The following is a 20,277-nucleotide window of genomic DNA, read 5'->3' on the forward strand; positions in this document are numbered from 1 at the left end:
CCGACCCGCAGTTCGTCGTGCGCCGATGGGAAGAATACGGAGACATTGCATGAGACCCAGAACCCTTATCAAAATCGACCGCCGGCAGGCACTCCTTCTGACGGCGAGCCTCCTGATTTCTCGGGGCGATGCGCTCGCGCAAGCGGCTGCATTTCCGATGCGCCCCATCACGATGATCGTCGGCTGGCCCGCGGGTGGACCAGCCGACAACGTGGCCCGGGCGATCGCGGTACAGATGTCGAGCGTGCTGGGCCAGCAGATCGTCATCGACAACCGGCCAGGCGCCGGCGGCAACATTGGTTCGGAGTTGACGGCCAGGGCGAAGGCCGACGGCTACACCATCATGCTGGCGACAGTCGCTTCCCACGGATGGAATCCGGCCCTGTATTCGATGCTCGGCTACAAACCCATTGAGGACTTCGCGCCGGTGGGTCTCATCAATACTTCGCCCGGCACTCTTCTCGTGTCGGCAAGCTCACCGTACAGGACAGTCCGAGATCTGATCGACGCAGCCAAACAGCATCCGGGCAAGCTGAACTACGGCTCCGGCGGAGTTGGATCGTCGCAGCACATGGCAGCCGCGACGTTCAAGAATCTCGCCGGTATCGACGTCGCTCACATTCCGTTCAAAGGCACCGCACCTGCGATGACGGAACTGATGGCTGGCCGCGTGGACATGATCATCACGACTGGTGCGACGCCATTCGTGCGTTCTGGCAAGCTCCGCGCGCTCGCCGTTGCGGCGCGTCAGCGATTGCCTTCGTTGCCGGATGTGCCGACTTTCGAGCAAGCGGGCGTAAAGAACTTCTATACCGACAATTGGTATGGCCTGGTCGCGCCTGCAAACACGCCGAGGCCTGTTCTCGAATCCTTGAACGCTGCGCTCGCGAAGGCGCTGGCCAACACCGACGTGCAAAGGCAGTTTGTCGAACAGGGAGCCTTTCCCTCCAAGCCGATGTCGATCAATGAATTCTGGGGGTTCGTCAAAAAGCAGATGCCCGAAGCTGCGGAACTTGTGCGAGCGTCGGGCGCGAAACTGGAGTGAGCTGTCCGGCCCCGTGCTTCCCATCATCAAGTACCGTGATGTCGAGACGGCGATCGCCAGCGTCAATCGGCTCCGCGTGGGACCCGGGGACCTCGGTCTGGTCGTCGGACAGCGCGAGCGCCGTGGCCGTCGCGAAGCGGATCCAGGCCGGCGCCGTTTGGATCAACCAGCATGGCGCCTTGCATCCCATGGTTCCCTTTGGCGGCGTGAAGCGATCGGGGTGCGGGGCGAGTTCGGGATGGACGGGTTGAAGTCTGTGACTCAATCGCGGGTCATCAGTCTCAAGGAGTGATTGCTTCTCCAAGCGATCTCGATCAAGCCCCTCTGGTGCAGAGGCTGCGTTCGCTGGTCTCTTCGATGCATGGATGACCGCCTTCAACGACGACAAGCCGCAGTGAGTAGCTCCGTTGTTCCATCAACGCTCCATAGGCGGGAACGACGTGATCAACCATTACCTTCGCGAAATCCATTGCCTCCGGACGATCCCAAGTGTTCATCAACTCAGACATGACCGCGAATGTGTCGATCGGCATTGCTCCTGCCTGCGTGACTCGGGCAACGGTGATGGCTCATCGTTGGCGCTCCTTCAGCTGCGTGATCAGCGTTCAGATTGGTTATCGGTGCACCTGATCAGACGTTCCCTGGGTGTCAGCTGAAATGATCACTCTTATTCCGTGCTGACCAGGAATGCCGATTGGCTCATTCTGCATAGCGAATGGCGAAGCCGGCAAAGCTGCGGTCGCAGACAGCCTCTATCTTTGTCTCGGGAGCATTAACTGTTCGATGCCCCGTCAGAGATATCGACTGGCCATCGTTAAGGCTCATTACGGGAAATATGTCCCGGTCGACCTTGTGTCCGTTCTCGACCGTGTGCATGGCCCGCGGCGGCCTGATGGGATCAAGAGCAGCGTGGTTGCTTTAAAGCCGGATTGGCCAAGTGGCTGGCCGCGACCGAAAAGGCAAGCATCCAGAGCGATCTGGCTGCCGAGCAGCATGGCCATCAGCTGCACTCGACCAAGGACGTCCTCACCAACCCGAAGGTGCTTCTTCTCAGCGGCATCTATTTCTTCTTCACGATGGGCCTCTACGGCGTGAGTTTTTGGTTGCCCAGTCTGGTGAAGGCGAGCGCTGTGAGTGATCCGCTCGACGTCGCGATCCAGAAGTCGGGCCGTGTTCCCCTTCAGTCATGTATCTGCATCCTCTTCTTAGCAGCTTGAGCATGACGGATCGAAAGGCGTTGATCCAATGCAGTGAGTTTCGGTCTTACCGACGCAACGATCTGGTGATTGAAGCCGACGAATGGACTGATCGCACGTATTGGGTAACCGGCGGGTTGCTGCGGGTCGTGGCACGCTGTAGTGCCGGCAGCGGTGACGTCACCACCGATTTCATCCGAGGGGGAGATCTTTTTTATGGACCTCTGCTCAGCGACGGTTCTTACCAAGCGGTGTCTTCGCTTGTTGCCGCGCTGCCTTCGTCGGTGTACATCGTGCCCGTTGCGGCGGTGCGCGCACTCTGCTCGAAGAATCCCGAGATGGCGATGGCGTTGATTGACCTCACTACGAAGCGGATGGGTTTGCTGCGTAGGCAAATGCGACGCATCTCCTCCTTACCCGCAGCGGCATTGGTCAGCGGGGTGCTTCATGAATTGACGGAACTTGCGCCCGTCAGTTCGGGCGGCTACGACAAGCGCATCACTCAGTCGGTGATTGCCTCCTATTCAGGACTCTCACGAGAAGTGGTTAACAAGACCATGCGCGACCTGGAGAGTCGTGGCGTCGTCCGGCGGGACGGGCTGGGAATTCACGTGCGTCTTGATCTCGCCTCAACAGATTCCCCCGAACTGTTGCCTGCGCCGGATGGTTCGTCTATCGATGATCCTCAAACGCTGGACGGTTGAACGAAAGAGGTGGTCACTTCAGACTGGTTGTCGTCGTTGTGCATTGGACGAAGAATGCCGACGAGGAACCCGCGGGGGGATACCGGCTGAGAACGCCTTCAAGTTCAGAGTCCTCGCGGTCTTGGTCGGATTCGTCCTCACGGTCGTTGCACCTGCACGGGGAAAGACCGGCGAGCTCATCCAGACGCTCAACGCGCAGGGCATGACGGCGCTGGTCGTGGAGCACGACATGGCCTTCATCCGCCAGATCGCGCAGCGCGTGACGGTGCTGCACTTCGGCAAGGTGTTTGCCGAGGGCTCCATTGGTGAGGTCATCGCCGACCCGCGCGTGGCCGAAATCTATCTGGGAAAAACCAATGAGTACTGAAGACGCACCGCTGGTGCTGGACGTTCGCGGACTCAAGGCCAGCTACGGCGCCACGCCGATCCTGCAGGGCGTGGACCTGAGCGTGCACAAGGGCGAGATCGTGAGCCTCATCGGGCGCAACGGCGTGGGCAAGACGACGACCATGCGCTGCCTCATGGGCCTGCTGCGCACGCGCGGCGGCAGCGTGCAATTGCGGGGGCGCGACATCGCGGCGCTGCCCAGCGATGCGCGTGCGCGGCTCGGCATCGGCTACGTGCCACAGGGCCGCGAGGTGTTCCCGTGCATGACGGTGGCGGAGAACCTGACGGTCGGCGAACTCGTCGGCGGGCCGCGCGGCAAGAGTGAGCGTCCAGTCCAACGATCTTGAAAGCCTGCTCGGAGCATAGGAGCCTAGTCCCCATCAACAACTCTTGGTGGACACGTGAGCACTATCCCCGATCAACAAGCCGGCACACGTCGGCGACGTCGCATTCACAGCGACGAATTCAAGGCGAACGCTGTGGCCAGCTGCATGCAGCCGGGCATGTCGATGGCGGCGGTGGCAATGGCTCAAGGCGTCAACGCGAATCTGCTGCGCCGATGGGTTCGCGACGCAGAGATGAACTCGGCAACCACCGTCGTCAGCGCGACCACCGCCGAGACCCCGAAGGCGCAAGAAGCCAAGACAGTGTTCGTCCCGGTCAGCTTGCCGCCACCAGGGCAGCCGGCTCATGTCCCGGACGTTCGCATCGAGCTGCGACGTGGGCCGATAGCGGTTACCGTGACATGGCCGGCGAGTGCCGCCAGCGAGTGCGCGGCCTGGATGCGCGAGCTGCTTCGATGATCCGCATCGACGCGATGTGGCTGGCCGCCGATTCGATCGACATGCGCGCCGGCGCCGAGCGCCTGTTGGCGCGCGTCGTGCAAGTCTTCGGCGCAGCGCAGGCGCATCATGGCTATCTGTTCGCGAACGCCCGTGGCACCCGCGTCAAGCTGTTGGTGCACGACGGCTTCGGCGTGTGGTGCGCGGCGCGCCGGCTCAACGCGGGGCGCTTCGTCTGGCCCGGCACGACCGATGCGACGCCTTTGCTGTCGCTCACACCTGCGCAGTTCGATGCGTTGGTCCTGGGTTTGCCGTGGCAGCGGCTTCCCGAGCTGAGCGTCATCACGCGAGCCTGAGGAGCCGGCGCCAACGCCACCTGCCCCAAGCGTTGACGGTGGATGTGCCGATGTTGGCATCGGCGTGCACTGGCATCATTCAACGCATGCTTGGCGTGCGTGATCTTCCTACAGCGAATCCTTCGGGACTTTCCGCCGAGACAGCAGCGCTGGTTGGTTGTTTACTCCAGCGTCTGCAAGACCAGGAGCAGCAGCTGGCCGAGCATGGCCGTGTCCTTGCGCAACGCGACCAGGCACTTGCACTTCTCACGTCCGTATATCCTAGCTGCGCTTGTTTGTCGCTTTGATGCGAACACCGCGCTCAGTGAGTCGTGAATGCAATGTGTCTAGGGCTAGTTGTTTCTCGGAAAGATAGTCGTAGCCGTCATAGTGGCGAGCTTGGACGCCAGCAATGCCGTGAGATTGAAGGCGTCCGCGGATATCGCTGCTGATGCCTGCGCTGGCGAGAAGTGTTTCGACTCCGGATCGAATTCGCTTGGCCTGGAAGTCCGGAATGCCGCAAGCCGCCTCTTTCGCCCATTTGCTGAGAGTTGTGGCCGCAAGATGTGTCTTACCTCCGTCTGTCGAGATAGCGTAAATTCCTTGTGGGTCGCACGACTTCAACGCGCTGAAGGCTTCCGGTACTAGTGGGATCGAGTGCTCTCGTGCAGGCTTGCCAGGGCGGCCCTTGCCGTCGAACAAGATGATCTGCTCCTCATCGAAATCGGCGGTGCGAAGCTTTACAAGCTGCTGGATACGTTGACCGCCAGTCAGAAGATGGAGCCTAAGGACGGCACCTTTGAAATCTTTCATCTCTCGGATGGCGGCCCAGTAGTGGCGAAGCTCATCTGCCGTGAGTGGATCTTTTGCTGACCGATTTTGCGTCTCATCAGGTTCAGTCTCTGCGGCTGGGTTGTGCTCAATCTCAAACACTTTGAAGTGCTCGGGGATGCTGGCTTTCGAGCGCCAGGCGCGGGCGGTTTGATATGCCGCCCGTACGTAACTTCGCAGCTTGTTTGCGGTACGGCCCTTCCCCGCGAGCGCGAGCCTTCGCATCATGCCGGCGATGTGAACCCCTGAGACTTTGTTGGCCGCAAGATCTGCAATCTTTGGCCACGCCTGCTTCACGTGCAGGTCGAAGATTGAGCGGGCGTCGCGATGTGAACTCCGTCCTAGCTTCTCCAGATGATCCGCATAGCGGTCGAGGAGCTGCGCAAGCGTGTTTTCAGTGGCTGTCTTCGCCGCAGATGCTGCAGCTTCTTTCGCCGCTCGCTTTGCTTCGAGCAGAGCAGGACGGCCTCCTTCCTCCTTGTGCTCGTGATGCTCGATCGAGAGTGTTTCCGCGGCGCGAACTGCGGCAGCCACCGAATAGCCCTTCGCTGTCGCGGTGAGGCTTTTCGGCGAGGCTGAAGAGTCATACAAGCCTATCGAAACGCGCTCGCTGCTGGCGCCGATGCTGTATCGCCAGTAGAAACTGACGGCCCCGTTTTTTTGTTTTCGCGCCTGCAAAGTGCCGCTGGGTTTGACCTTGTCGATGGTCTTGAACACGCCTGGTGAGAGTGCGTTGATTAGTTGGCCGAAAGTGGGTGAGGCAGCAGCCATCTGGGGGATCTCAAAAATGCCGTTGCCAGAATATTGCCAGATTTTTTGCCGATGGCCTCGGATCGGATCGGAATGCCTCGGATGGTGTTTCTATATAAATCAATAACTTAGAGGTGTTTTGGTGTCCGACTGATTCCCATGGAATCCGGCAATTTCGGACTCATAATCCGTTGGTCGAGTGTTCAAGCCACTCACGGCCTACCACCCCCCCGTATCTTCCGGATTCCGTGCTTCGCTATTTCCATGGCGTTGCACCGCAATCCATGAACGCTCTCCGCAACCCAGCGGAGCGGCTTCGCCTTCTTCCCGACTTCAGTCATTTGGCCGAGCAGGCCCTGCGGCCGCCTCGGCTCGTGGCTTGCCCCGGTGCGGTCTCCAGCACAAAGGCTCGGGTGCTTGTCCGACTTTGAAACTCAAGAAAAGTAGTACTTTGGGTTAACAAAACTCAAAAGGCAGCCTCCCCGCAGGCTGAAGACCAATAGTGCGTATCAAGAAGCCCGACAACCTTGCCGCCATCCGGGCGAAATTCGGGGTGCCGGCGCGCCGTGGTGGCGCAGTCGAAATCAATGGCCGGCGCGGTGTCATCACCGGAATGAGCGGGGATCTCGTGAAAGTGAAACTCCAGGGGACGGATGCCGGCCTGCCGTTTCATCCTCTCGAGATCACGTACCCGCAGCAGTGCTGATCGGGGGTGGCCGCAACGGTGGGCGCAAGCCTACAAGCGGGCCGGACGAAGCGTGGAATGATTGAAAGCGGGGAGCACCGATACCCGCAAGCGAAACCTTGTGTGGAGGATTTGCAATGCCGATGGATTTCCTGCGTCGCATCGAGGAGGCGCACTTTCCCCTCGCCGTTCTCGAAGAGGCTGACATCAATTGCGCGGCCGTGCTCGCCGCGGCGAACTTCATCGATGCGAATCTTCCGGTGCCCAGCGACGGTTCGAAGCCCCCCGCCGTCATCCTGCGCATCACTCCGCAGGGTCGAGCAGAACTGAACCGGTTGCGAAAGCAATGCACATGAAAAAGCCGCCTCGAGGGCGGCCCGGGGCTATTCCAGCCTTCAACCCGTACGTTCGAGCGGGATCACATCGGCGCTCAGCGAACCCGGCTGGGCGGCAAGGTCCGATGCGAAGGTGAACGCCGGGCCCGCACGGTGCTGCTTGACGTGATACATCGCCCTGTCCGCCGCGCGCAGCAGCCGGGCCAGGGTGTCGCCGTCGCCAGGGCGGCAGGCAATCCCCAGGCTCATGCCGACCGTGACGCTGCGGCCCTCGTATTCGACCGGTTGCGAGCCCGCCTCGATCATGCGGCGGGCCATGAGGCTCATGGCGTCGCGTGAGGGCGTGCCGAGCACCAGCACCGCGAACTCGTCGCCGCCCAGCCTGGCAACCACGTCGTCCTTGCGCAATTGCGCGCGAAGCCGTTGGGCGATGGCGATGAGGACCTGGTCGCCGGCCGCGTGTCCGTGCGCGTCGTTCACGCCCTTGAACCCGTCCAGGTCGAGCAGCATCAGGGCGAAAGGCTGGCCCTTGTCCAGCAGTTCCTCGCCGCGGCTCTCGAAGCCGGCGCGGCTGGCGGCGCCGGTCAGCGCGTCGGTGCCCAGGGCCTCCACCAACTGTTGCGTGCGTGCGGTGAGCGCCTGCTCGGAGCGCAGCACGAGCTGCAGCCGCGAACCCATGGCCACGGCGAACACGATCAGCTCGGCCACCAGCGCGCCCTGAGACACGTTCATCTGGTTCGGCGCCCACTCGATCCAGCCCCAGCTCGCGACCACGATCGCGCCGATGCCGCCCAGCAGCAGCGCCACGCCGAAGAAGTAGAGCACCGCCGGCCAGTAGCGCCGCCGCATCGCGATCAGCGCGCCGATCACCATCACCACGGTCGATGCAATCACCGAGATCTGCACCAGCCGGAAGGTCATCAGCGGATGTGCGCCCCAGTTGGCGTACGGAATGGCCAGCGCGAGCGCGACGGTGAAGGCCTGCACCAGCCAGTCCAGCGGCGGCGCGAAATGGCGCAGCCGCAGCAGCCGCCTGCCGAACTGCAGCTTGCAGATGGCCCACAGCGCCGGCCCCGCGGTGTAGGCGAAGCCTGCCGCCGCGGGCCAGTGGGCGAAGGGGTAGCGCAAGGCGTGGCCGTTGATGCTGCCGAGGGCCAGCACGCCGCAGGCGCAAGACAGCATGTAGAAGCCGTACAGCCCCTCGCCGAACACCTTGAACAGGACCAGCCCATACACCATCAGGCCGATCAGCACGCCGTAGGTCACGCCGTCGAACATGCGCTTGTCCTGCGTGGACTGCAGGTAGTCGGCCGGGTCCCAGACCGAAACGTCGTAGATGCGCGCGAAGGTCGATTCGACCCGGAAGTACACGTCGTAGGTGCCCGGGCCGGGCAACCGGAAGCGCCATGCCATCTGTTCGGACGCGGCCGGGCGGCTCGCCCACGGGTAGCGCATGCCGGTGGTGACCGGAGCGGCCAGCGCGTGGCCGTCTGCGTCGTAGGGGCCGTAGAAGCGCAGGTCGTGCGTCGAGACCGTCGGCACCAGCATGAGCCACTCGCGCGAGGCTTCGGCGGGGTCGGCCAGCCGCATCTGCAGCTTGAACCAGAGCACGCGGTCGGATTCCTTGCCCCGCAGCGGGTCGTCCGGGAAGGCGAACCTGGCCTCCTGCGGCGGCGTGCGCACCTGCTCGATGCTCAGCGACCGCGTCTTGTCCTCGAACACCTGCAGATGCCGCACGGCCGGCAGCCCGTTCGGCTGGTGCCGTATCAGCAGCGGCCCGCGCTGCGCGTCACCGGCCGGCTGGGCGGCGGCGACGGCTGACAGGAACAGCGCGAGCGCGGCGGCCACCAGCAGGCGCCAAACAAGGCGCGTATCGGCGGCGCCGCGTAGGAAGAGGCGGGACATCATGGGATGTGCTGCAGCGGAGCGGGCAAAACGGCGGATTCTCGGGGAAAAGCATGGCGCTTGTTCGCACCGGCCGGCTGCGCGGCATCACTATCTGCCTCTCTTTTGCGAGATAGTGGCAATGACCAAGGGTAAACCCTTGGTTCAATCGACCCTGATGTTGCGTGCCCGGACCAGGGCACTCACCCGGCCCGTCTCGTCCTGCACGAACCTCGCGAATGCCTCCGGCGTGGTCCCCGCGGGTTCGAGGCCGAGCTGCAGCAGCTTCTGGCGCACCGTGGGATCGTTCACCGCCGCCTGCACCGCCTTGTCGAGCTTCTGCACGATGTCGGGCGGCGTGCCCTTCGGAAGGAACACGCCGTTCCACTCGACCACGTTGTAGCCCGGCAGGCCCGACTCTCCGAGCGTCGGCGTGTCGGGCAGGGCCGTCACGCGTCGGGTGGAGCTCACGGCCAGCGCGCGCAGCTTGCCGGACTTCACATAGCCGAGGGTGGAGGCCGCGTTGCCGAAGTACGCCGACACCTGCCCGCCCATCAGGTCGGTGAGCGCGGGTGCGCCGCCCTTGTAGGGCACGTGCATCAGGTTGACCTTGGCCTGCTCGTTCAGCGCCTCGCCTGCAAGATGCGAGCCGGTGCCGCCGCCCGCCGATGCGAAGCTCAGCTTGCCGGGGTTCTTGCGCGCGAAGTCCAGGAACTCGGCCACGGTCTTGTAGGGCGCGTTCTCCGGCACCACCAGGATCTGCGGCGCGGTGGCCACCAGCGACACTGGAATGAAGTCTTTCGCCGCGTCGAAGGGCAGCTTGCGCAGCGCAGGGTTCACCGAGAACGCCGATGCGTCGTAGAGCACCGTGTAGCCGTCGCCCGCCGCCTTGGCCACGTTGTCTTCGCCGATCACGCCGCCCGCGCCGGGCCTGTTGTCGATGACGATCTGCTGGCCCAGCGCCGCGCTCATCTGCTGCGCGACGATGCGCGCTGTGTTGTCGGCGCCGCCGCCGGCCGCGTAGGGCACGACCATGCGGATCGGCTTGTCGGGCCATGCCGCCCAGCCCAGCAGGGGCGCGCAGGCGGCGATGGCCGCGATCGTCTTCAGGACGCGTGTTGTCTTCTTCATGCCGATGTCTCGATGTTCTTGGTTCAGGAAAAGTCGTAGAGCCGCGCCGGGTTGTCGACCAGCACGCGGCGGCGCACGGCTTCGTCGGGCACCCATTGGTGAAGCAGGTCGAACAACTGCGCGTCGTCGGGCTTGGCGCCGCGCTCGGTGGGGTGGGGCCAGTCGCTGCCCCAAACCACGCGCTCGGGCGCATGCCGCACCCAGGCCCGGGCAACGGCGGTGGTGTCGGCGTAGCCGCCTTCGGCGCCCAGCTTCGAATCGAGGTAGGCGCCGGACAGCTTGATCCAGGTGCGGCCGTTGTCCAGCAGCCGGCGCACGACCGCGAAGGCGGGGTGCGCCTGCGCATCCGGCAGCGCAAGCCGCGCGAGGTGGTCGAGGACGATGGTGCAGGGCAGCCGCTCGAGCAGGGCCGCGTGTTCGGCGATCTGGTCGGCGCTCCAGTGCAACTGCACATGCCAGCCGAGCGCGTGCACGCGGTGCGCGAGCGGCTCGACCATGGAGAAATCGGTGGTCGCGTGGGTCGGTGTGTAGAGCGTGAACCGGATGCCGCGAATGCCGCCTGCGTGCAGCCGCACGAGCTCGTCGTCGCCCACCTCGGGACGCACGACCGCCACGCCCCGCGTACGCGAGGCGCCGAGCGCGCGGATGGCCGCGAGCGTCACGCTGTTGTCGGTGCCGTGGATGCGCGGCTGCACGACGACGGTGCGCTGCGTGCCGATGCGCCGCTGCAGCAGGCGGTAGTCGTCTGCGGTGGCGTCGTCGACCATCGCATCGGGCGGGGCATGCAGCGCGAAGCGGCGGTCGTAGACATGCATGTGCGCATCGCAGGCGCCCTCCGGCGCGTTGCTCATGGGCCGCTGCGTGCCGCCGCTGTTGGCGCAGGCGATCTCGAGGCCCATGGCTCAGCCCTGGCCGGTTCCTTTGCCGCGAGAGGCCAGCACGGCGCCAGTGTGCTGGCCCAGCGTCGGCGCCGCGAATGGCTCCGGGCCCGGGGTGCGGCCGAACTGCACGGGCCGCGTGAAGCCGCGGTAGCTGCCGAGCGTGGGGTGCGCGAACTTCGTCACCATGTCTTCCGCCAGCACCTGCGGGTTGTCGAACATGTCCTCGACAGTGCGCGCGGCGGCGCAGGGCACGTCTTCGCCGAAGCGCTCTTCCCACTCCAGCGCGCTGCGTTCGGCCAGCGCCGCGCGCAGCCGGGGGACGATCTCGGCGGAATGCTGCGCGCGCTTGCGCACCGAGTCGTAGCGCTCGTCGACCGCCAGCTCGGGCAGCCCGACCTTGGCGCACAGCGCCTGCCAGAAATGCGGCGTGTTGGCGGAGATGTACAGGTAGCCCTCGCGCGTGGGATGCAGGCCGGTGATGCCGCCGGAGCGCATGTCGCGCCCCACGTCCTTGGGCTCGCCTTCGGCCCACACCATGCGGGCCGACTGCATGGTGAGCGCGGAGCGCAGCAGCGACACGCCGACATACTGGCCGACGCCGCTCTTCTCGCGCTCGTACAGGGCCGAGGCCACGCCGGCGGCCACCAGCGCGGCCGCGTAGTAGTCGACCACCGAGCCGTAGAGGATCTCGGGCGGACCGCCGCGCTGGCCCTGCAGCGCGCACATGCCGGTCATGGTCTGCAGCACCTGGTCGTAGCCGGCCTTCTCGCGCAGCGGGCCGGTCTCGCCATAGCCGGTGACGGCGCAGTAGATCAGGCGCGGGTTGAGCGCCTTCAGCTGCTCGTAGCCGATGCCCAGCCGCGGCGGCACGCTGGGCCGGAAGTTGTGCACCAGCACGTCGGCCGTGCCCACCAGCGTCTTCAGCGCGGCGAGGTCGTCCGCGTTCTTCAGGTCGAGCACCACGCCGAGCTTGCTGCGGTTCACGCCGATGAAGGCGCGGCTCTCCGCTTCCAGCGTCGAGGGGTACTTGCGCAGGTTGTCGCCCGTGGGCGGCTCGATCTTGATGACCTCCGCGCCCTGGTCGGCCAGCAGCGAGCAGCCGTACGGACCCGCGATGTAGGCGCTCAGGTCGAGCACGCGCAGTCCGCTCAGCGGGCCCGCGGGGCCGCTGCGCGGGGGCAGGCGCGCGTCGTTGCCGGCATCGTGGGGTGGGGCGAGGCTCATGGGTCTTCTCTCTTCTCAGTCTGCGGTGATGTTCTGTTGCCTGGCCAGCTTCTTCCAGCGCTCCACGTCGTCGGCGATCACAGTGCCGAACTGCGCCGGCGTGAGCGGCGTGGCGATCGCGCCTTCGCGCAGGAAGTTGGCCGCGATCGTGGGGCGGGCCAGGATCTGGTTGACGGCCTGGTTGAGCTTCGCGACCACGTCGCCCGGCGTGCCCGCCGGCGCCAGCAGTCCCCACCAGAGCTCGAACTCGTAGCCGGGCACCGCGGCGGACATCGGCGTGAGGTCGGGCGCGACGGGGCTCGGCTTCAGGCTGGTGATGCCGACGGCGCGCAGCTTGCCCGCGCGCACCATCGGCAGCAGCGACGGCCCGCTGGAAATCAGCAGCTGGGTCTGGTTGCCGATCAGGTCGGTCACGGCCGGGCCCATGCCCTTGTAGGGGATGTGCGCGATCTGCAAGTCGCCTACCTTGGCCTTGAGCAGCTCGGTGCCGAACTGGTTGACGCTGCCCGAACCCGAGGAGGCGTAGTTGTACTGGCCCGGCTTCGCCTTGATGGCTGCGATCAGCTCCGCGGGCGTCTTCGCGGGAAACTCGTTGTTGACCGCGACGATGAACGGGCCCTTGGCAAACATCGCCACGGGCGCGAGGCCCTTCACCGGATCGAAAGGCAGCTTCGACTGCACGGCCGCATTGGTCGTCATGCTGGAGGACACCGCCACCAGCGTGTAGCCGTCGGGCGTGGCGCGCGCCACCTGCGCGGTGCCGGTGTTGCCGCTGGCGCCGGGCCGGTTGTCGATGATCACGGGCTGCTTGAGCTCGTCGCCGAGTTCCTTGGCGATCTGGCGCGCAAAGGTGTCGTTCGAGCCGCCCGCGGGGTAGGGCACGACGATGGTGATGGCCTTGGACGGATAGGCCGCCTGCTGTGCGAACGCCGTGCCGCCGGGCAGGCATGCAGCGGCGAATGCAATGGCTGCGAGGGCGCCTGGTCGAAGGATGGTGGGAATGCGCATGGTGTGTCTTGTCTCCTGGTTCTTGTGTGTATGCGTGCCTCGCCGAGGGGGCAAGGCCCGTGCGTTCAGCCGGGCAGCAGCCCGAGCCCGCGCGCGCTCTCGACGATGGCGCGTGCGCGAAGCACGAAAGGGATGTCGATCATCTTTCCGTCCACCACATAGGCTCCGATGCCCTTGGCGTCCGCCTCGCGGGCCGCTTCGACCACCTTGGACGCGTGCGCGATTTCCTCGTCGGTGGGGCGGAACACTTCGTTCGCGATGGCGACCTGGCTCGGATGGATGCAGGTCTTGCCGAGGAAGCCGAGGTTGCGCGCGAGCCTCGCTTCGGCGCGAAAGCCTTCGGCATCGCGGATGTCGGCGAATGCGCTGTCGTAGGCGTAGACACCGGCTTCGCCTGCGGCGATGCGCACCGCGAACATCGCCTGCTGGATCGCTTCCGGCGCGCGCCGCGCAATGCCCAGCGGTTCGAACAGGTCGCCGAGGCCCAGCTGCAGCCCCTTCACGCGGGGATGCGCGAGCGCGAGCTGCGAGGCCATGCGCAGGGCAGATGGCGTTTCGATGTTCAGCAGCAGGCCGATGGGTGTTGTCACGCCATGCGTTCGCTCGGCACGCTCGATGGCTTGTGCCGCAGCCTGCACGTGCGCCGGGCTCTCGGGCTTGGGCAGGTTGACCAGGTGCACGCCGGGCATCGCCACCGCGGCCACGTCGTGCTCGAAGTGCGGCGTGTCCATCGCGTTGACGCGCACGATCAGGGTCTTGCCGGCTGCTGCCGCATCGACGCCCGCCAGCAGCTGGCGCACACGGTCGCGCGCCTCGTCCTTGCGCGCTTCGGAGACCGCATCTTCCAGGTCTAGACAAATGCCGTCGGCGGCGCTCTCCAGCGCCTTGGCGAACAGCTCGGGGCGTGTGCCGGGAACAAAAAGCTTGCTTCTCATGCCTGCAGTGTCCGCAGTCCATGAGATTAGAAAAACACATGCTTTCTATGATCAGATCATAGAAAATCTATCTTCATGGAAACCGCCTACCTGCACAGCTTTCTATTGGTGGTGGAGTCCGGCTCGATGTCTGAGGCCGCGCGCCGGCTCGACCTCACGCCCGCCGCCGTGGCACAGCAGGTCCGCGCGCTGGAGCGCGAGCTCGGCGCGCCGCTGCTCGCGCGCGCCGGCCGCACGGTGCAACCCACCGAGGCGGGGCACCAGCTGGTGCAGCGCGGTCGCAACCTGCTCAGGGAGGTGAGCGACATCAAGGCGCTGCTCGGCAGCGATGCGGCCGGCGGCGAGCTGCTGGTGGGCACCATCAACACCGCCATTCACAGCCTGCTGCCGGACATCCTGGCGCACTTCGTGAAGGCGCACCCGGGCGCCAAGGTGTTCCTGCAGTCGGGCACCACCGCCACGCTGCACAAGGCGCTGGCGCAGGGCGAGCTCGACGCGGCCGTGTGCCTCCATCCGACCTTCGCGCTGCCGAAGACCTTCGACTGGTCGTTGCTGCGCGAAGAGCCGTTGGTGCTGCTCGCGCCCAGCCGCCTGGCGCGGCGCGATCCGCACGAACTGCTGAGGACATCGCCGCTGATCCGCTACGACCGCAACCTTGGCGGCGGCAAGCAGGCCGACCGTTACCTGCGCGCCGCGGGCATCGTGCCGCAGGAGCGCTTCGAGCTCAGCTCGCTGCTGGCGATTGCAATGATGGTCGACCGCGGGCTCGGCGTTTCGATCGTGCCGGACATCGCATCGCCGCTGCTGGAAGGCCAGCGCATCGCCAAGATCGCGTTGCCGCTGCCTTCGGAGCCTCGGCGCTTCGGTGTGCTGTGGCTGCGCGCATCGCCGCGTCTGAGGCTGATCGAGGGCTTCGTGGACAGCGCGGGGCAGGTCAGCGGAGGCAAGAGAACTTCACGCAGAAGTGCCGCAACCTGAGAGGCTCAAAAAAGCAGGCTATAATCGAGAGCTTAGCGGCTGTAGCTCAGTTGGATAGAGTACTTGGCTACGAACCAAGGGGTCGTGGGTTCAATTCCTGCCAGCCGCACCACCTGTTGAAAAGCCCGGAAGATTCGTCTTCCGGGCTTTTTTCTTTGTGGGCTCCGCCTTGTTCGCTCCGGAAAACCAAGAATCGGGTGAAAAAGGCAGGCTATAATTGCAAGCTGTGCGGCTGTAGCTCAGTTGGATAGAGTACTTGGCTACGAACCAAGGGGTCGTGGGTTCAATTCCTGCCAGCCGCACCACTACAAGGAAAGCCCGCAACGCAAGTTGCGGGCTTTTTTCATTTGGAGGATCTGCGTGAGCAAGGCATTCACCAAGGAAACCGAAACAGACGGGGACGACGACGGCGCCGATGGCGCATCGCCTCCGCTGCCCGCGGGCGGCAAGAACTACATCACCCCCGACGGCTACGCGCGGCTGCGCGACGAGCTGCTGCACCTGATGGACGAAGAGCGGCCGAAGATCGTCGAAACAGTGCATTGGGCTGCCAAGAACGGCGACCGCTCCGAGAACGGCGACTATCTCTACGGCAAGAAGCGCCTGCGCGAAATCGACCGCCGCATCCGTTTTCTTACCAAGCGGCTCGAAATCGCCGAGGTCACCGATCCGTCGGTGCATCATGGCCGGGACCAGGTCTTCTTCGGCGCCACGGTCCGCTATGCCGACGAAACCGGCGACGAGCGGAGCGTCACGATCCTCGGCATCGACGAGGCGGAAAGCGCCAAGTCGCAGGTCAGTTGGATTTCACCGATCGCGCGGGCGCTGCTGAAGGCGCGCGAGGGCGACGTGGTGAAGCTCGTGACGCCGGGCGGCGCGCACGAGGTCGAGATCCTGTCGGTGAGCTATCCGGCGCCGCGCCCGGCCGCGGCGTAACAACGCCACGCCGCTCCAATCAATGCCCGCTCAGGGGACGGGCACGGTCCTCGATGCCGTCAGCACCGACGCGGTCCGGCGCGCGGCGCGCAGCACCGCATCGAGATGCGCGCGGTCGCGCACCGCGATCACGAAGCGCAGGTCGGTCGAATCCTGCGGCGTTTCATCGGCCATTTCGACGTGCGTGATGTCGGCTTCGGCATCGGCCAGCGTGGCGGCGACCCGCGCCAGCACGCCCTTGTCGTTGCGCACCGTGATGACTACGCCGGTCTCGAAGGCACGCGTGGGCTCGTCGGCCCATTCGACGGCGAAGAAGCGTTCGCTGTCCTTGTGGCGCAGGCGCTGGCCCACGCCGCATTCTTCGGTGTGCACCACCAGCCCTTCGCCATGCCCGAGGTAGCCGACGATCTGGTCACCGGGAATCGGGCGGCAGCACAGCGCAAAGCGCACCGATGAGTTCTCGCTGCCGTCCAGCGTGACCGCGCCCTGCGACACGGTCTCGTGCGAGATGAAGCGTTCGCGGCTCAGCAGCAGCGCGTCGGGGCGCTCGCCCAGCTCCGACAGCATGGCCACGAGCCGCTTGGCGACGATGCTGGCAATGCGCTTGCCCAGGCCGATGTCGGTCAGCAGCTCGGCACGGGTGCGGTTGCCGGTGAAGCGCAGCAGCTTTTCCCACAGCGCCTGGTGTTCCTCGTCGTTCTCGGGCAGCTTGCTCAGGCCCTCGGCGCGCAAGGCCTGCGCCAGCAGCTTCTCGCCCAGCCCTTCGGACTCGGCGTGCGCCAGCGTCTTGAGGTAGTGGCGGATCTTGGAGCGGGCGCGGCCCGTGCGCACGAAGCCGAGCCAGGCCGGGTTGGGCGTCGACACCGGTGCGGTGATGACCTCCACCACGTCGCCGTTCTTGAGCTCGGTGCGCAGCGGCACCTGGTCGCCGTTGATGCGCGCGGCCGAGGTGTGGTCGCCGATGTTGCTGTGGATGGCGTAGGCGAAGTCGACCACCGTGGCGCCGCGCGGCAGCGCCATGATCTGGCTCTTGGGCGTGAACACGTAGACCGCGTCGGGGAACAGGTCGACCTTGACGTGGTCCCAGAACTCGGCGGCGTCGCGGGTCTCGTCCTGGATGTCGAGCAGCGACTGCAGCCACTTGGTGCCCAGCCGGTCGTTGCTGGCCGCGTTCGGCTCGGCGGCCTTGTAGAGCCAGTGCGCGGCCACGCCGGATTCGGCCACCACGTGCATCGCCTCGGTCCGCAGCTGGAATTCGACGCTCACGCCGGCCGGCCCCACGAGCGTGGTGTGCAGCGACTGGTAGCCGTTGAGCTTGGCGATCGCGATGTGGTCCTTGAACTTGCCCGGCAGCGGCTTGTACATCTGGTGCAGGATGCCCAGGCCGGTGTAGCAGGCGATCACGTTCGGCACGATCAGGCGGAAGCCGTAGATGTCGGTCACCTGGGCGAAGCTCAGGTGCTTTTCCTCCATCTTGCGGTAGATGGAATAGAGCGTTTTCTCCCGCCCCGCGATCCGAAGCGTCATGCCGGCGGCCGAGAAGGCGGTCTCGACCTCTTTCTGCACTTTCTGGATCAGGTCGCGCCGCCGGCCGCGTGCCTTGGCCACGGCCTTGGACAGCGTGGCGTAGCGCCACGGCTTCAGGTGCCTGAACGACAGTTCCTGCAGCTCGCGATAGGTCTGGTTCAGCCCGAGCCGGTGCGCGATGGGCGCGTAGATGTCGAGCGTTTCGCGCGAGATGCGCGCCCATTTCTCGCGCGGCGCATCGGCCAGCGTGCGCATGTTGTGGGTGCGGTCCGCCAGCTTGACCAGGATGACGCGCACGTCGCGCGCCATGGCCAGCAGCATCTTGCGGAACGACTCGGCCTGGTTTTCTTCGCGCGTGTTGAACTGCAGCTTGTCGAGCTTGGTGAGCCCGTCGACCAGCTCGGCCACCGGGGCACCGAAGCGCTCGATCAGCTCGGGCTTGGTGACGCCGCAATCCTCGATGGCGTCGTGGAGCAGGGCGGCCATGAGGGCCTGCGCGTCGAGCTTCCACTCGGCGCATTGCGCCGCCACCGCGATGGGGTGGGTGATGTACGGCTCGCCGCTGTTGCGCAACTGCCCGAGGTGGGCCTCGTCCGCGAAGCGGTAGGCGCGGCGGACCAGCTCGGTGTCTTCGGGGCTCAGGTAATCGAGCCGCGCCGTCAATGCGGCAAAGCTTGCTGCGGCCGCGTTCAGCGCCGCCGGGCTCGGCTTCGGCGTGCCTTTGGGGGCATGGGACTGATGTTTGGCTACCGCGCTCATGGCTACCACTTTAGCGTGACCGCTCCGTGGACGCGTCCGGACATAAAAAAAGCACCGCATTGCGGTGCCTTTTCGTTGCAGGGCTGCGTCAGATCAGCCCGGCACTTTCTTGAGCATTTCGAGGCCGATCTTGCCTTCGGCGATCTCGCGCAGCGCCGTGACGGCGGGCTTGTTCTTGCTCTCGATCTTGGGGGCGTGGCCCTGGCTCAGCATGCGCGCACGGTACGTGGCGGCCAGCACGAGCTGGAAGCGGTTGGGAATATTGACGAGACAGTCTTCGACGGTGATGCGGGCCATGATGAGGATCTTTCTGTCTGTGAGCGGATGAACTCGGATATCAGGGGATGTTCAGTGCGGCGAATGTGTCGGCACGCGCACGGCGCTGTGCGGAGTACCGGAGCCGCTGAGCGTGGACGATCGCCTTGAGATCGAAAAGCGCGCGCTCAAATAACTCGTTGATTATAACGAAGTCGAATTTCCCCGCCTGCGCCATCTCCTCGGCGGCATTCTTCAGGCGGGTTTCGATCACCGCGGCGCTGTCTTCTCCGCGCCGCTCCAGGCGGGAGCGCAGTTCTTCCCAGCTGGGCGGCAGGATGAAGATCATGACCGCGTTGGCAAAAGTCTTGCGGATCTGCAGCGCGCCCTGGAAGTCGATTTCGAGGATGACGTCGGCCCCCTGGGCGATCCGCTCCTCGATGGCCTTCTTGGAAGTGCCGTACTTGTGGCCGTGCACGTGCGCCCATTCCACGAAGCCGTCGGCCGCGACCATGGCGTCGAACTCCGTCGGCGAGGCAAAAAAGTACTCGCGGCCGTGCTTTTCCTGCCCGCGCGGCGAGCGCGTGGTGTGGGAAACAGAGGGCTGGACGGCTGCGTCCAGCTCCATCAGCGCCTTGACCAGGCTCGATTTGCCGGCGCCGCTGGGCGCCGCCACCACGAAGATATTGCCGGGGTAATCCATGCTTTCGCTCGTCATTCGATGTTCTGGACCTGCTCTCGCATCTGCTCGATCAGGACCTTCATGTCCACGCCAATGCGCGTGAGCTCCAGGGCTGCCGACTTGGAGCCCAGGGTGTTGGCCTCGCGGTGCAGTTCCTGGATGAGGAAGTCGAGGCGCTTGCCGATCTCGCCGCCCTTCTTGAGCAGGCGCTCGATCTCGTCGAGGTGCGAGTTCAGGCGGGTCAGCTCCTCGGCCACGTCGATGCGGATCGCAAAGGCGGTGGCTTCCGTCAGCGCGCGGTCCTGGGCGGCCTCGGGCAGGGTGCCGCCGGTGCTTTCGGTCAGGCCCATGGCCTCTTTCCAGCGCTCCAGGAAGCGGGTGCGCTGCTGTTCGACCAGCTGCGGCACCAGCGGCCCGGCCTGCTGCACCAGGGTGCGCAGCTGGGCCAGGTGGGCCTCGAGCATCTTGGCCAGCCGGGCGCCTTCGCGCTGGCGGGCCGACATCAGGCCGTCGATTGCCTTGCCGGTCACCTCGAGCAGATCGGGGCCCCAGTCGCCGCGGGCGGCGCTGTCGCCGCCGGCCAGGCGCAGCACGTCGGCCACGCTCAGGTCGCGGGCGCCGGGCAGCCAGGCCTTGATGCTGTCCTGCACCCCGTTGAGCCGCTGGAGCAGCTTCACGGAGGGCTCGACGACGCCCGCCTGGGCGGTGTTCTCGATGGCCGCGCGCACCTCGACCTTGCCGCGCTTGAGCTTGCCCGTGAGCAGCTCGCGCAGCGCGGTTTCATGCTGGCGCAGTTCCTCCGGCAACTTGAAGGTGAGATCGAGGAAGCGGCTGTTGACCGAGCGGATTTCGACCCCGAGCCGGCCCGCCGCGGAGGGCCGTGCTTCGGCTTCGGAGTGGCTGCCTGCGGACCCATTTTGGCCGCTGGCGTAGCCGGTCATGCTGTAAACTGGCATTGCGCCTCACTGTGGTTTTGCTTGCAAGCACCGAGGCGTCGGCACGGCGTTCGCTTGCCGCACCATCGCCT

At 65.3% G+C, this 20,277-nt stretch carries 23 protein-coding genes, 2 tRNA genes and 1 pseudogene; 14 read left to right on the forward strand and 12 right to left on the reverse strand.

The window, feature by feature from the left end:
- The first annotated feature begins 49 nt into the window (after positions 1-49).
- Both QRN67_RS01405 and QRN67_RS01410 read left to right on the forward strand, forming a co-directional pair.
- Positions 50-1,045, forward strand: a complete 996-nt coding sequence (locus QRN67_RS01405) for a Bug family tripartite tricarboxylate transporter substrate binding protein (RefSeq protein WP_285409983.1) — start codon at positions 50-52, stop codon at positions 1,043-1,045.
- 38 nt (positions 1,046-1,083) lie between these two features.
- Positions 1,084-1,296, forward strand: coding sequence for an aldehyde dehydrogenase family protein (locus QRN67_RS01410; protein WP_285409984.1), 213 nt, complete (start codon positions 1,084-1,086; stop codon positions 1,294-1,296).
- A 63-nt stretch (positions 1,297-1,359) separates the two neighbouring features.
- On the opposite strand, the gene QRN67_RS01415 is transcribed toward QRN67_RS01410, so the two are convergent.
- On the reverse strand, positions 1,360-1,578 hold the full coding sequence (locus QRN67_RS01415; protein WP_285409986.1) for a hypothetical protein: 219 nt from the start codon (positions 1,576-1,578) through the stop codon (positions 1,360-1,362).
- Positions 1,579-1,977: 399 nt separating this feature from the next.
- On the opposite strand from QRN67_RS01415, the pseudogene QRN67_RS01420 reads away from it, so the two are divergent.
- The 6 genes and pseudogenes from QRN67_RS01420 to tnpB form a co-directional block, all read left to right on the forward strand.
- A pseudogene (locus QRN67_RS01420) lies at positions 1,978-2,202 on the forward strand (MFS transporter); the annotation flags it as partial.
- A 62-nt stretch (positions 2,203-2,264) separates the two neighbouring features.
- A complete protein-coding gene (locus QRN67_RS01425) occupies positions 2,265-2,945 on the forward strand; it encodes a Crp/Fnr family transcriptional regulator (protein WP_285409987.1) in 681 nt (226 codons plus the stop codon).
- A gap of 121 nt (positions 2,946-3,066) precedes the next feature.
- Positions 3,067-3,312: a hypothetical protein gene (locus tag QRN67_RS01430; protein ID WP_285409988.1), complete on the forward strand. Its 246-nt coding sequence runs from the start codon at positions 3,067-3,069 to the stop codon at positions 3,310-3,312.
- Positions 3,302-3,679, forward strand: coding sequence for an ATP-binding cassette domain-containing protein (locus QRN67_RS01435; RefSeq protein WP_285409990.1), 378 nt, complete (start codon positions 3,302-3,304; stop codon positions 3,677-3,679). The genes QRN67_RS01430 and QRN67_RS01435 overlap by 11 nt, the downstream gene beginning before the upstream one ends.
- A gap of 54 nt (positions 3,680-3,733) precedes the next feature.
- Positions 3,734-4,135, forward strand: coding sequence for an IS66-like element accessory protein TnpA (gene tnpA / locus QRN67_RS01440; RefSeq protein ID WP_285409991.1), 402 nt, complete (start codon positions 3,734-3,736; stop codon positions 4,133-4,135).
- Positions 4,132-4,470, forward strand: coding sequence for an IS66 family insertion sequence element accessory protein TnpB (gene tnpB / locus QRN67_RS01445; RefSeq protein WP_285409992.1), 339 nt, complete (start codon positions 4,132-4,134; stop codon positions 4,468-4,470). The genes tnpA and tnpB overlap by 4 nt, the downstream gene beginning before the upstream one ends.
- 261 nt (positions 4,471-4,731) lie before the next feature.
- Here the strand turns inward: tnpB and QRN67_RS01450 are convergent, their stop codons facing one another.
- Complete coding sequence (locus tag QRN67_RS01450) at positions 4,732-6,051, reverse strand: tyrosine-type recombinase/integrase (protein WP_285409993.1); 1,320 nt, start codon at positions 6,049-6,051, stop codon at positions 4,732-4,734.
- A gap of 481 nt (positions 6,052-6,532) precedes the next feature.
- Here QRN67_RS01450 and QRN67_RS01455 point away from each other — a divergent pair, with 481 nt between their 5' ends.
- Positions 6,533-6,736 (forward strand): hypothetical protein, encoded by a 204-nt coding sequence (locus QRN67_RS01455; protein ID WP_159053693.1) that lies wholly within the window; start codon positions 6,533-6,535, stop codon positions 6,734-6,736.
- A gap of 116 nt (positions 6,737-6,852) precedes the next feature.
- Positions 6,853-7,071 (forward strand): hypothetical protein, encoded by a 219-nt coding sequence (locus tag QRN67_RS01460; protein ID WP_285409995.1) that lies wholly within the window; start codon positions 6,853-6,855, stop codon positions 7,069-7,071.
- A 39-nt stretch (positions 7,072-7,110) separates the two neighbouring features.
- Here the strand turns inward: QRN67_RS01460 and QRN67_RS01465 are convergent, their stop codons facing one another.
- The 6 genes from QRN67_RS01465 to QRN67_RS01490 form a co-directional block, all read right to left on the reverse strand.
- Positions 7,111-8,958 (reverse strand): diguanylate cyclase, encoded by a 1,848-nt coding sequence (locus QRN67_RS01465; protein ID WP_285409997.1) that lies wholly within the window; start codon positions 8,956-8,958, stop codon positions 7,111-7,113.
- Between the two features lie 141 nt (positions 8,959-9,099).
- Positions 9,100-10,065, reverse strand: coding sequence for a Bug family tripartite tricarboxylate transporter substrate binding protein (locus QRN67_RS01470; RefSeq protein ID WP_285409999.1), 966 nt, complete (start codon positions 10,063-10,065; stop codon positions 9,100-9,102).
- A gap of 23 nt (positions 10,066-10,088) precedes the next feature.
- Positions 10,089-10,964, reverse strand: a complete 876-nt coding sequence (locus tag QRN67_RS01475; protein ID WP_285410001.1) for an amidohydrolase family protein — start codon at positions 10,962-10,964, stop codon at positions 10,089-10,091.
- A 3-nt stretch (positions 10,965-10,967) separates the two neighbouring features.
- Entirely contained in the window at positions 10,968-12,170 is a 1,203-nt protein-coding gene (locus QRN67_RS01480) for a CaiB/BaiF CoA transferase family protein (RefSeq protein ID WP_285410003.1), read from the reverse strand.
- Between the two features lie 15 nt (positions 12,171-12,185).
- A complete protein-coding gene (locus tag QRN67_RS01485) occupies positions 12,186-13,178 on the reverse strand; it encodes a tripartite tricarboxylate transporter substrate binding protein (protein ID WP_285410005.1) in 993 nt (330 codons plus the stop codon).
- 65 nt (positions 13,179-13,243) lie between these two features.
- Positions 13,244-14,113 carry an HpcH/HpaI aldolase/citrate lyase family protein gene (locus QRN67_RS01490; protein ID WP_285410006.1) on the reverse strand — a complete coding sequence of 290 codons (870 nt, stop codon included), beginning with the start codon at positions 14,111-14,113 and terminating at the stop codon, positions 13,244-13,246.
- Between the two features lie 75 nt (positions 14,114-14,188).
- On the opposite strand from QRN67_RS01490, the gene QRN67_RS01495 reads away from it, so the two are divergent.
- The 4 genes from QRN67_RS01495 to greB all read left to right on the forward strand — a co-directional run bounded on the left by QRN67_RS01495 (position 14,189) and on the right by greB (position 16,027).
- Positions 14,189-15,091, forward strand: a complete 903-nt coding sequence (locus QRN67_RS01495) for a LysR family transcriptional regulator (protein ID WP_285410007.1) — start codon at positions 14,189-14,191, stop codon at positions 15,089-15,091.
- 35 nt (positions 15,092-15,126) lie between these two features.
- Positions 15,127-15,203: transfer RNA gene (locus QRN67_RS01500), tRNA-Arg, on the forward strand.
- A gap of 116 nt (positions 15,204-15,319) precedes the next feature.
- A tRNA-Arg gene (locus QRN67_RS01505) sits at positions 15,320-15,396 on the forward strand.
- Between the two features lie 55 nt (positions 15,397-15,451).
- A complete protein-coding gene (gene greB, locus QRN67_RS01510; RefSeq protein ID WP_285410008.1) occupies positions 15,452-16,027 on the forward strand; it encodes a transcription elongation factor GreB in 576 nt (191 codons plus the stop codon).
- 30 nt (positions 16,028-16,057) lie between these two features.
- On the opposite strand, the gene QRN67_RS01515 is transcribed toward greB, so the two are convergent.
- The 4 genes from QRN67_RS01515 to QRN67_RS01530 form a co-directional block, all read right to left on the reverse strand.
- Positions 16,058-18,313: a RelA/SpoT family protein gene (locus QRN67_RS01515; RefSeq protein ID WP_081269839.1), complete on the reverse strand. Its 2,256-nt coding sequence runs from the start codon at positions 18,311-18,313 to the stop codon at positions 16,058-16,060.
- A gap of 93 nt (positions 18,314-18,406) precedes the next feature.
- Entirely contained in the window at positions 18,407-18,610 is a 204-nt protein-coding gene (gene rpoZ, locus QRN67_RS01520) for a DNA-directed RNA polymerase subunit omega (protein WP_007835875.1), read from the reverse strand.
- 40 nt (positions 18,611-18,650) lie between these two features.
- On the reverse strand, positions 18,651-19,271 hold the full coding sequence (gmk, locus tag QRN67_RS01525) for a guanylate kinase (protein ID WP_081269990.1): 621 nt from the start codon (positions 19,269-19,271) through the stop codon (positions 18,651-18,653).
- Between the two features lie 11 nt (positions 19,272-19,282).
- A complete protein-coding gene (locus QRN67_RS01530; RefSeq protein WP_285410016.1) occupies positions 19,283-20,206 on the reverse strand; it encodes a YicC/YloC family endoribonuclease in 924 nt (307 codons plus the stop codon).
- Between the last annotated feature and the right edge of the window lie 71 nt (positions 20,207-20,277).

This window comes from Variovorax sp. efr-133-TYG-130 (assembly GCF_030208835.1).
In the GTDB taxonomy this organism is placed as follows: domain Bacteria; phylum Pseudomonadota; class Gammaproteobacteria; order Burkholderiales; family Burkholderiaceae_C; genus Variovorax.